Here is an 11,343-nt window from a genome sequence, read left to right as displayed (position 1 = left end):
GGCGACCAACTACGGCGCGGCGCTGGGCGGCTTCGGCGGCGGCGTGGGCGGCGCGCTGGCCGGCTTCTCGTCGACGCCGGAAGGCAAGGCGACGGTCGTCGCGTTCATCGATGCGTACAACAAGATGGTCGTCGCGCTGCGCAGCTACAAGGCGCAGGACGTGAAGGGCGGGCTGGGCCGCGGTGGCCAACTGCAGGTGAACTGACGTCGCCGGCCGAGTGCGGATTCCTGATTCCCGATTCGTGATGGTCGGTGCGTGCGGCGTGATTCGCGCGTACTGGCTGCGTTCGTCCTGTTCATCATTCAGAAGGTGATCCCGATGAAAGCCGTTGCACTGATCGCATTGACCTGCCTCGCGCTGACCGCCTGCGGCGGCGGCGACGACAATTCCTCGCCCGCGGCGTCCGGCGGATCGGGCACGAGCAACAACGGCGGCAGCGGCGGCAGCGGTGGAACGCCGACCACCGGCACATCCGGCGGCAATCCGGGCTCGCCGACCGCGTCGAACGTCGAGTGCGATCCGGTTTACCAGCAGGGCGATACCGTGCAGTTGCACACGTATACGCAAGCGACGTCGCAGAGCCCGTCGGTCGACAACGGCGTGTACACGCGGACTTACGCGCCGGCGACGTTCAACGGCGTGGCGCTCACGCAGCAGGCCGAAACCACGTCCGGTTCGCCGATCCAGACCAATGACTACTACCTCGTCGGCAACGGCGTGCGCACGAACTACGGCAGCGAGGTTTACAGCGGCGGCACGCTCGTGTTGCGCGACGTGAACTCGCCGCCCTATGTCGAGACGATCGGACTCGCGGGAAGCGAGACGGTGAACTACGTGGATACGCCCGTCGTTCCGTCAGGCGGCGCGCAAACGTCCGTGTCGATCCAGCGGACCTACGTCGCGCGCGAAACGGTCAGCCTCAGGAACGGCAAGGTCTTTGCGAACGCCTGCCACTATCAGACCACGGAGACCGCCGCCAACCAGGCGGTGACGACCAAGACGAGCGCGGACGACTGGCTCGCGCCGGGCGTCGGCCTGGTCAAGTCGGTCGCCAACGTCGGCGGCACGCAGATCATCACGCGCGAACTGGAAGCAGCGACGGTAGGCGGCAAGTCGTACTAGGGATCGACGCGAGATGCGCGCGGCGGACGGAGCAGTTGCGCCATCCCGCCGCGCCGTTCGCCCGACAACACGACGCGGTGGCGGACATCGACATCCCGCTCGATCAGGACTGCGAACACATCGTACCCCAGCCCTTCAGATGGAACGCAGGAACGCGGCGGACACGCCCAACCGAAGATCCGACGAGAGATTGCGCGACCGTGCGATTTCCTTCGTGAGTTGCATGACCGTGCGGCATGCCAGCGTCAGTTCGCCGTGAGGCGACATGGCGAGCGCAATGAAGCGCGGCACGGACGGATCGACCACCATCGCCGCCTGCAACCGGCATTCCCGTTCCAGATTGGCGATCGCGTAAGGGCCCAGCAACGCATGGATGCCGCCGTCGGCGACGATGTGCCCCTGCAGGCTCAGGGAATCGGCTTCCGCCGCGAAATTCAGCGACACCTGATGTTCGCCCGCGATTTGTTCGAGCCGCTCGCGCCAGCTATTGGGGCGGCAGAAAGAGACCAGCGGAATCCCATCGAGCCTGGAAAACGCGATCGTCGGCTGACTGGTCAGAGGATCGCCTTCCGCCCCCACCAGGTAAGTCGCGGCCTCGACCAGATATTCGTCGCCGTTTCTCGGCGTCGGACTATTTCGAAACAGGATCGCGAGATCGACGCTGCCGTTCTCCAGCCAGGTTTCCAGCAACGCCCCTTGACCCTCGCGCACCTGTAACTGCACCAGCGGGTAACGCTCGCGAAGCTGGTGGTAAAGGGTGCTGACGAGGGGATGAGCGGTGGAGGGCAGGATTCCGAGCCTGACCACGCCGATCGGCTCGCCCGCCGTGCTGCGGATGTCGTTGGACAACTGCTCCGTGCTGGCCAGCCACGTCCTCACGCGCGGCGCGATACGCGCGCCCAGCTCGGTCAATACCACGCCGCGCCCTGTCCGTTGAAACAGACGGCCGCCGCAATACTGCTCGAGCTCGACGATCTGCCGGCTGATGTGAGGCTGGCTGGTCCCGTAAGCAACGGCCGTCTTGCTCAGGCTCCCGAGTTCCGCCGCGTCGATGAATAGCTTCCAGGCCGCATAGTCCACCGCGAAGCCTCCCCGTAGATATGTCGAATCAGTATAGCTGAAATGTGCAATTTGGCCGTTCTCGCATGGGTCGGGCGTCCCTACACTGCAACGCATGCACCGTTGTTCCGGCTCGATGCGAAGCGGGCAGCGGGCTCTCCTCCGGCAAAGAGGAGCGGAAAAGCTCACATTTGGAGACGTCATGAAGGCAATCGATCTGCGCGGTCTGGTCCCGGCACCCGTTACCCCTTTCACCCGCGACGGCGCGGTCGACCATGCGGCAATTCAACGGCTGGGCGCGTGGCTGGGCGGCATCGAAGGCGTCAAAGGTCTGACGGTTCTCGGGCACGCAGGCGAAGGCACGTTCCTCTCGCAGAAAGAACAGGCTCGAGTCATCGAAAGCTTCGTGAAGTCCGTCGACGGCAAGCTTCCGGTCATCGCCGGCATCACGCTCGAAGGCACGGAAGTGGCGGTGGAAGAGGCGAAGCGCGCAGTCGAGGCCGGCGCGTCGGCCGGTCTGGTGTATCCGTCGCACGGCTGGCTGCGCTTCGGCTATCAGAAAGGCGCGCCGCAGGATCGCTACCGCGCGATCCACGAGGGCAGCGGCCTGCCGCTCATCCTGTTCCAGTACCCGGACGCCACCAAGGCGACCTACAACCTCGAAACACAGCTGGAAATCGCGGCGCAACCGGGCGTCTTCGCGATGAAAAACGGCGTGCGCAACATGCGTCGCTGGGACGTCGAGATTCCGATCATCCGACGCGAGCGTCCGGAACTGCAAATCCTGACCTGCCACGACGAGTATCTGCTCCATACGATGTTCGACGTCGACGGCGCGCTCGTCGGCTACGGCGGCCTGGCTCCCGAGCCGCTCATCGAACTGATCAAGGCAGGCAAGGCGAAAGACTACCCGGCCGCCCGCGCGATTCACGATCGCCTGCTGCCGGTGACGCGCAACGTGTATCACCGCGGGTCGCACATGGAAGGCACCGTCGCGCTCAAGCACGGTCTGGTGGCGCGCGGCATCCTCGAGCACGCCACGGTGCGCTCGCCATTGCTGCCGCTCGCCGAGGGCGCGGACGTTGAAATCGCGAACGCGCTTCGTTCGGCCGGCCTCGTCGACCGACTCCGGCGCGGTACGTCCATAGCCGGATGACGACGGCGCAGCGCCGCCCGCTTGCCGTCGGCATCGAGCAGTCGGGGCGGCGCGCGGAACCTCGTTGGGCGCGCCGCCGCCGACAGGCTCGGCAAACGATAAAAAACGCGCCGATGTCGCGGCAAACCATAAAAAAACGCGACCGGTGCTACAAAACAAGAAGCAAGCCGAAGGTCCATAAAATGCAGCTTTTCAGGAGACAGCATGAACACCCCTTCGACCGCCTGCGGCGTCGACCTTGGTCGATCCGCGAGCGAAACGCGTCCCATGAGCGAGCAACTGCGGGCGGCGAACCTGCTGTTCCGCATCGAGAACGTGCCGTTCTGCAAGTGGCACACCCGGGCACGGATCGTCATGGGCAGCGCGACCCTCTTCGATGCATTCGACGCACTTTCGCTGGCTTTCGTGCTGCCCGTCCTGGTGGGGCTGTGGCATCTTTCTCCCGGTCAGATCGGCGTGCTGATCGCTGCCGGCTATCTGGGCCAGGTCGTCGGCGCATTGGTCTTCGGCTGGCTGGCCGAGCGTGTGGGGCGGGTGCCGAGCGCGACCGTCGCGGTGGGTGTCATGTCGGCGATGAGCATCGTATGCGCGTTCACCGGCAGCTTTCACATGCTGTTTCTGATGCGTTTCCTGCAAGGCATCGGCGTGGGCGGAGAAGTGCCCGTGGCCGCCACGTACATCAACGAGCTGTCTCAGGCGCACGGCCGCGGACGTTTCTTCATCCTGTACGAACTCATTTTCCCGTTGGGCCTGCTCGCGGCCGCGCAACTCGGAGCGTTCGTCGTCCCGCGCTTCGGCTGGGAATATATGTTCCTGATCGGCGGGATTCCCGGCATGGTCGTCGCGATCCTGATCGCACGTCTTCCGGAATCGCCGCGCTGGCTCGTTTCACGCGGGCGTTTCGACAAGGCCGAACGCATCATCGAGCGGCTGGAAGCCAGCACGACGAAACGCAACCTCGATACGCAGACCCAAAGGGCCGAGGTGGACGCGCGCGTGGCGGGCCTTCTGGTCGGACGACAGTCGAAGCGGAAGGGAACGTGGAAGGAACTCTTCTCGCCGTTCTATCGAGGCCGCACCGTCGTCGTGTGGCTGCTTTGGGCGAGCGCTTATTTCGTGGCCAATGGCATCAACAACTGGCTGCCGAGCCTCTACAAGACGGTCTACCATCTGCCGCTGCAGACGTCGCTTCAGATGGCGTCCATTTCGAACGTCCTGAGTACGTGCGGGGTGCTTGCCTGTGCGCTGCTGATCGATCGGGTCGGGCGCCGCCGGTGGGCAATGGCCTGCTTCATCGTCAGCGCGGCCCTGCTCGCCGTACTCGGCATTCATGGCGCAGGCAGCGCCTGGTCCGTGATGTTGCTCGGATCGTCGGCGTACGCGGTGATGGCAACGACCACCGTCCTTCTGTACCTGTACACCCCTGAGATCTACCCCACCCGGATGCGCGCCATCGGCACCGGTCTCGCGACTTCGTGGCTGCGCGCGGCGTCTGCTGCCGCGCCGGCGATCGTCGGCGTCGTATTGACCGGGAAAGGCATCGCCGCGGTATTCGTCATGTTCGCGGTGGTCAGTGCGGTGGGCTTCTTCGTCGCCGCGCGAATGGTGGAGACGACCAATCGTTCGCTCGAAGAGATTTCCCCGTAGTCACTCGCATGCCTGACGGCGCCTTCCCCTGAGAAGCCTCGAGGGAAGGCGTTTCCTCGCTGGTCACGCCAGTGGCTTCAGCGACATGCTTGCAACAAGCGCCGCCGTTACAGCGTAATCCATCAGTACTGCTGAGTGGATCGCCACGGAAAAAGACGCTCACAACAATATGAATGGAGACAACCGAAATGAAAAAGACACGACAGGTCGTGCTGCGCGTTGCCGCCCGGCGCGTCGTCGGTACGCTCGGCATGACGGCGATATTCGGCGCCGGTCTGGCATCGACTTCCGTCGGAGCGCGCGCGGATAGCGGCTCCCAGGTCCAGCTTTATGGCCTCATCGGCACCTACGTCGGCAGCATCAAACGCAGCGACACGCCGCAGGCCGCGGTGCAGATGGGGAGCGGCGGGCTGACCACATCGTTCTGGGGAATCCGCGGCAAGGAAGACCTCGGCGGCGGCGTCGGCGCCATTTTCGTTCTCGAAAGCTTCTTTCAACCCGCGAACGGCGCGCTGGGGCGCAGTACGGCGGACCCGTTCTGGTCGCGCAATGCGTACGTGGGCTTTCAGGGCGACTTCGGCCAGTTGACCTTCGGGCGACAAAGAAACCCGGCCTATACGGCCGAATCCCTCGTCAATCCGTTCGGATCCTCGACCGTCTTCTCTCCGCTCGTCCTGCAGACGTTCGTGACCAACTATGGCGGGACGATCATCGGCGACACGGTGTGGAACAACACCGTCAAGTACACGACGCCGGACTTCAACGGGTTCGGCGCCACCGTCATCTATGGTCTTGGCGGCGTGGCGGGTTCGCCGGGCGTCGGTAATCTCGGCGTTCACTTGAACTATCAAGGGCATGGCCTCACGGCCGTGTTGTCCGGCCAGCGCGTGCGGTATACCGCGGCAGGGCCGGTCGGCGCGCAGTACGCCTATCTGGCCGGCGCGGCATACGACTTCAAGTTCGTCACGCTCTACGGCGCGTGGGCGATGACGAGCGACGCGCGTACGCCGACCGGCAGCCACACCTACGAAGCCGGTTTGTCGATCCCGTTGTCACCGGCCGACTTCCTGTTGGCGGAGTGGGCGCGCACGAAGCGGTCCGGCGCTACCCCGGCGGCCGGCAGCCTGCGGAACACCGCGTCCATCGGCTACAACCACCTTCTGTCGAAACGGACGGACATCTACGCGATTTACGCTTACGACAAGCTGAGCGCTCACCCCACCGGCAACACATTTGCGGTGGGCCTTCGCCACACGTTCTGATTCCCGCCCGCGTCCGCTCCCACGCCGCGCAGCGCTAAATCCTTCCCTGAACGGAAGGTCGCGTTTATGATCCGCCATGCAAGCGGTGGTCGCTGGAATCGTCTGGTTGGTCGCACAACCATTCCGTTCCTTCGGCACCGCTTTCCTTTTGTGCCCAACCTTCACACGAATTCACGAAGACCCCATGCAACGCGTGGTCTCGTCGTCGCCGAATCGAAAGCGATCTGTAAACCACAATGCTGCCGACCAGTTATAACGCGTTGCTCGTTCTTCTTTCGCTGCTGATTGCCATCTTGGCGTCCTACACCGTGCTGGACATGGCCGGGCGCATCAAGAGCGCTCAGGGGCGCGCCGCACATTGGTGGCTGGTCGGCGGGGCTTGCGTGATGGGCACGGGCATCTGGTCGATGCATTTCGTCGGCATGCTCGCCTTCGCGTTGCCGATTCCACTGGGATACGATCCGGCCATTACCTTGCTGTCGTTGCTGATCGCGATCGTCTGCTCCACGGGCGCACTGTGGCTCGTCTGTCGCGACACGCTGAAGTGGCGCCGGCTATGCGGCGGGGCGATGTTGATGGGGGCCGGCGTGGCGGGAATGCATTACACGGGCATGGCCTCGATGCGCATGTCGCCCGGCATCCAGTACGACCCGTTGCTCGTTTGCCTGTCGGTCGCGATTGCCGTGGTCGCATCGGGCGCCGTGCTGTGGATCGTATTCATCCGGCGCGCCAACTCGTCTCGCGTGCGCCTGCTCAATCTGGGATCGGCCGCCCTGATGGGCGCCGCCATCGCCGGCATGCACTATACCGGGATGGCCGCCGCCCGCTTCACGCTGGGCAGCATCTGCGGTGCGGCCGGCTCGCGCATGGACGCCGGCTGGCTGGCACTCGTCATCATCGTGGCCACGTTGGCCATCCTTGCGATCGCGTTGATCGTCTCGATCCTCGATCTGCGTCTGGAGGCCCGTACGGCGGTACTGGCCACGTCGCTGGCCGAAGCCAATCAGGAATTGACGTATCTGGCGCTGCACGACAACCTCACCAAGCTGCCCAATCGCGTGCTGCTCGAAGACCGGATCGACCAGGCGATCCAGAGCACCGACCGCGAGCACGGGAGTTTCGCGCTGATGTTCATGGATCTCGATGGATTCAAGGCGGTCAACGACGCCTATGGTCATCATGTCGGCGATCTGTTGCTGGTCGACGTCGCGCGACGCATCGGCGCGAACCTGCGTGCGCAGGACACGATGGCGCGGCTGGGTGGCGACGAGTTCGTGCTGGTCGTGGCGGTGGACGAGCCCGCGGACGCGGCCGACGTGGCGGACAAGGTATTGGAGGTGATCCGGAAACCGTTTCGCGTGGCCGAGCACGAATTGCGCGTGTCGGCCAGTATCGGTATCGCGCTCTATCCCGGCAACGGCAGCGATTTCCGGGACCTGATGACCAACGCCGATGCAGCGATGTATCACGCGAAGGCACTCGGCCGGAACGCGTACTGCTTCTTCGAGGTATCGATGAACGCGAATGTCCGCGAGCACCTGAAAATCGTGCAGGAACTGCGTCTCGCGCTGGAGCGGCGTGAGCTGGTCCTGCATTATCAGCCGAAGTTCGACGTCCCCCATGGACCGATCATCGGCGTCGAGGCGCTCTTGCGGTGGATGCACCCGACGCGCGGCCTCATTTCGCCGGATCAGTTCATCTCGATTGCGGAAAAGACCGGATTGATCGTGCCGATCGGCGAGTGGGTCCTGGACGAGGCGTGCCGGCAGATGCGCGTGTGGTGCGATGCAGGCCGAACCGACTGGACGATGGCCGTCAACCTGTCGCCGCTGCAATTCGGCCACGCGAGCCTGATCCGGGTCGTGGAGGCCACGTTGCAGCGGCACGCGCTGGAGCCGCACTGCCTGACGCTGGAGATCACCGAATCGACCGCGATGCGCGATGCCGACGCCAGCTTGAGAATCCTGCAGCAGCTTCACGACATGGGCGTGCGCATTTCGATCGACGATTTTGGAACGGGTTATTCGAGCCTGCTGTATCTCAAGCGCTTGCCGGCCAGCGAGCTGAAGATCGACCGGGGGTTCATCCGCGATCTCGAACACGATACCGAAGATGCCGCGATCATTTCCGCGATCGTCGCGCTCGGCCGGGCACTGGACCTGAAGATCGTCGCGGAGGGCGTGGAAACGACCGCGCAGCAGCAGTTCCTGACCAAACTCGGCTGCAATTCGCTGCAGGGTTTTCTGCTTGGGCGGCCGATGCCGGCGGATCACTTCGTTGGAATGGCCGCGCACGGCAACGGGATCAACACCGTCTGAGTGTTTTCCGTATCCGGCGTGGCGGCGGTGCACGCAGGCTCACTGCTCGAGCGCCATTGAGCGCCCCCGGCCCGCACGGCTTCGCCGTCCAGCCGTCGCAGACGAAGCATTCCTTCATGGAACGTGAAGTCGTCGTGGCCTACGGCTGCGCAACTTCATCGGGATCAAATCATTCGGAATCCTTGTTGAATTCGACTCGTTCCGGATTTCGGTACGGTACCGAATGCGGGCGAAGGTGTCGTCGCCCTTGTTTGTGCCGTGGGAGCCGCGATCCGCAAGCACCGGGCACGCAGCCGGCAACCGAAGGCGGCGTCCCGCATCGACCTGCGGCGATCCGCGCACGTTCCTGCCCGCCTTCACCGACGTGCCGCGGCCGATCTGGACAGGGAGCGGCGTCGAAAGGCGGTTGAGATCGAACCGCGTGCGGTGCACAATCCGGAAACAGAAATAGATAGCGCAAACGGGCCGCCTCACTCTACGTTTTCCAACGATGGATGGAACGACGCGCCGGCGTTCGACCGGCGCAGTTGTCCGTCGTCGTGCACGAGCGGGATATCACGTCGAATTCGCGGGTCCCGTTCATCGTCAATCCGGGTCGGATTCCCGATCGGCACGAACTGAACAAGATGGATGCTCCTGACCTCAATCTGCTGATTGTTCTAGATGCGTTGTTATCCGAGAACAGCGTCGCGCGGGCCGCCGAGACGCTCGGTCTCAGCCCGTCGGCGTTGAGCCGGTCCCTGGCCCGCCTGCGGGCCACGACGGGCGATCCGCTGCTGGTCCGGGCCGGGCGCGATCTGGTGCCGACGCCCCATGCGCTCGAACTGCGGGTCAAGGTTCGCGCGCTCGTGGAAGGGGCGCAGGCCGTCCTGTGCCCGTGCAAGAACGCCGATCTCGGCGGCCTTGAGCGCACCTTCGCCATTCGCGCAAACGAAGGCTTCGTCGATACGTTCGCGGCCGAACTGCTCGCGCTGATCATGGAAACCGCGCCGAACGTGCGGCTGCGCTTCGCGCCGAAGCCGGACAAGAGCGTCGAGGCGTTGCGCATGGGGGCCGTCGATCTGGAAATCGGCGTAGTGGGCCATACGGGCCCCGAGTTGCGTGTGCAGGCGCTGTTCCGCGATCGCTTCATCGGCGTCGTTCGCGCAGGTCACCCGCTTGCCCGGGAAGAGGTCACGCCGCAACGATATGCGTCATTCGGCCATATCAGCGTGTCGCGACGCGGGCAGCTCAGCGGTCCCATCGACAACCTGCTCGAGACGCTGGGGCTGCAGCGAAGCGTCGCGGCGATCGTGTCCAGTTTTCCGGCCGCGTTGTCCCTGGCGCGCGACTCGGACCTGATCGCCAATGTGCCGGAGCGGCAGACCGGAAAATCGCGCGGGGGGATGTTCAGCTTCCCGCTGCCGGTGCTGACGGAGACGTTGACGGTTTCGCAGATATGGCACCCGCGCTTCGACAACGATCCCGCGCATCGCTGGCTGCGCAGCTGCCTGCGGCGCGTCTGCGCGACTCCGGAGTCGTCGTTGTACGATGTCGGCGCACCGGAACCATAACGGTGCAAACGTCCCGGTCGCACGCGTCAACTGCACGAATACATTGAGCGTGACGCATCTTCCGCATGGGATTGCATCTCGGTATGCTCGACATTGTCCGATTGCTGCGTCCGGTGTAATCAATCCGCATTGCATCGTTTCGTTCAATGCACTTTAAACAGCGATTGTTGACCGACCATTGCCGATAATGATTTCGAGGTGCGCGAGCGGCGCATGGCCGAATCGCACGCATCATCGTCGTTAATAAATAAAGGAACAGGCCGGCGCTTTCGCGCCGAGTACTGTCGTTTGCACGTTCGAGGGCTGAATAGGGTGATGCGTGTTTCGCAGGAAGGGCGCGCACCGGGTCGGCCGGCTTGGGTTAATTGCTCTGGAGGTTAGAATGACTCGGTTGACGTTGAACATTACTCCCCCCACTGCGGTTGCGTTGAGTGCGAGAGAGTGTGAAGTATTGAAATGGGCAGCCGAAGGGAAGACTGCCTATGAGATCGGCATGATTCTCGGATTGACCGAAAGAACGATCAATTTTCACATTTCGCGATCCATTGCCAAGCTGGATGCCTCGAACAAGACGAATGCGGTGGTGAAAGCCGTGTTGATGGGCTTGATCGTATTCATATAGGACGGACCCCGGGGTGCCTGCCCCGGGAAGCCGCCTGTCAAATTGCGCCCTGGAACGCCAGCACGCGCGCCTTGAACTCCTCGGGAACCTGCATCGTCGCATTGCTCGCATAGTCGAACATCACATGCGTCGACTGCGCGCGGGCGACGATCGCGTCGTCGCCCGCCGTGCCGTTGTCCCGCATCATCAGGTGCTCGAGCTCGAAGCTCTTCGATCCGAAACGGGTGATGCTGCTGCGCACCGTGATCGTATCCCCGTACTGGGCCGGCTTCAGATACTCGCACGACGTCTTGACCATGATGTGCGGCAACTTCTCCGAATACGGCAACTCCAGCAGGTCGTGCATGAACGTCAGATAGGCATGCTGAAGGTAATCGTAATAAACCGGGCTGCTGACATGTCCGAGGCCATCGGTTTCCCGGTATTTAACCGTGATTTCCGTTTCATAGAAATTTTTCGTCATGTGTATCTCCATGTGAGGGTGCGAGGTGCAATGGTGCTTTGTCCTCACGATGAAAATAGATTGAATCCGTCTATTTCAGATACTGTAAAAAATAGCAGATTACGGGAATTCGATAGGCGACTGAGATAAATGACAGTATC

Annotated in this window: 9 protein-coding genes and 1 pseudogene; 8 read left to right on the top strand and 2 right to left on the bottom strand. The window is 63.3% G+C overall.

Features of this window, described 5'->3' with window-relative positions:
- Window positions 1–205 (top strand): annotated as a pseudogene (locus tag HWX14_RS27955) (hypothetical protein); the annotation flags it as partial.
- Window positions 206–319: 114 nt separating this feature from the next.
- Window positions 320–1,123 (top strand): hypothetical protein, encoded by an 804-nt coding sequence (locus HWX14_RS27950; RefSeq protein ID WP_175885538.1) that lies wholly within the window; start codon window positions 320–322, stop codon window positions 1,121–1,123.
- A gap of 135 nt (window positions 1,124–1,258) precedes the next feature.
- Here HWX14_RS27950 and HWX14_RS27945 read toward each other — a convergent pair whose 3' ends face one another.
- Complete coding sequence (locus HWX14_RS27945) at window positions 1,259–2,203, bottom strand: LysR family transcriptional regulator (RefSeq protein WP_175885537.1); 945 nt, start codon at window positions 2,201–2,203, stop codon at window positions 1,259–1,261.
- A gap of 181 nt (window positions 2,204–2,384) precedes the next feature.
- Here HWX14_RS27945 and HWX14_RS27940 point away from each other — a divergent pair, with 181 nt between their 5' ends.
- From HWX14_RS27940 to HWX14_RS27915, 6 genes are all read left to right on the top strand, one after another.
- Window positions 2,385–3,338: a dihydrodipicolinate synthase family protein gene (locus tag HWX14_RS27940; protein WP_175885536.1), complete on the top strand. Its 954-nt coding sequence runs from the start codon at window positions 2,385–2,387 to the stop codon at window positions 3,336–3,338.
- 204 nt (window positions 3,339–3,542) lie between these two features.
- Window positions 3,543–4,985, top strand: a complete 1,443-nt coding sequence (locus tag HWX14_RS27935; protein ID WP_175885535.1) for an MFS transporter — start codon at window positions 3,543–3,545, stop codon at window positions 4,983–4,985.
- Between the two features lie 188 nt (window positions 4,986–5,173).
- Window positions 5,174–6,247 carry a porin gene (locus HWX14_RS27930; RefSeq protein ID WP_175885534.1) on the top strand — a complete coding sequence of 358 codons (1,074 nt, stop codon included), beginning with the start codon at window positions 5,174–5,176 and terminating at the stop codon, window positions 6,245–6,247.
- 236 nt (window positions 6,248–6,483) lie between these two features.
- The gene (locus HWX14_RS27925) at window positions 6,484–8,565 is read left to right on the top strand and encodes a bifunctional diguanylate cyclase/phosphodiesterase (protein ID WP_175885533.1); all 2,082 of its coding nucleotides are present in this window, start codon (window positions 6,484–6,486) and stop codon (window positions 8,563–8,565) included.
- Between the two features lie 626 nt (window positions 8,566–9,191).
- Entirely contained in the window at window positions 9,192–10,118 is a 927-nt protein-coding gene (locus tag HWX14_RS27920) for a LysR family transcriptional regulator (protein ID WP_175885599.1), read from the top strand.
- A gap of 382 nt (window positions 10,119–10,500) precedes the next feature.
- Window positions 10,501–10,740: a LuxR C-terminal-related transcriptional regulator gene (locus HWX14_RS27915; protein WP_244130365.1), complete on the top strand. Its 240-nt coding sequence runs from the start codon at window positions 10,501–10,503 to the stop codon at window positions 10,738–10,740.
- Between the two features lie 37 nt (window positions 10,741–10,777).
- Here the strand turns inward: HWX14_RS27915 and HWX14_RS27910 are convergent, their stop codons facing one another.
- The gene (locus tag HWX14_RS27910) at window positions 10,778–11,203 is read right to left on the bottom strand and encodes a thioesterase family protein (protein WP_244130364.1); all 426 of its coding nucleotides are present in this window, start codon (window positions 11,201–11,203) and stop codon (window positions 10,778–10,780) included.
- Window positions 11,204–11,343 lie beyond the last annotated feature (140 nt).

Source organism: Burkholderia sp. BCC0044, assembly GCF_902832955.1.
In the GTDB taxonomy this organism is placed as follows: Bacteria; Pseudomonadota; Gammaproteobacteria; order Burkholderiales; family Burkholderiaceae; genus Burkholderia.
The sequence above is the reverse complement of the archived record's forward strand: the minus strand, read 5'-3'. Positions and strand labels throughout refer to the sequence as shown.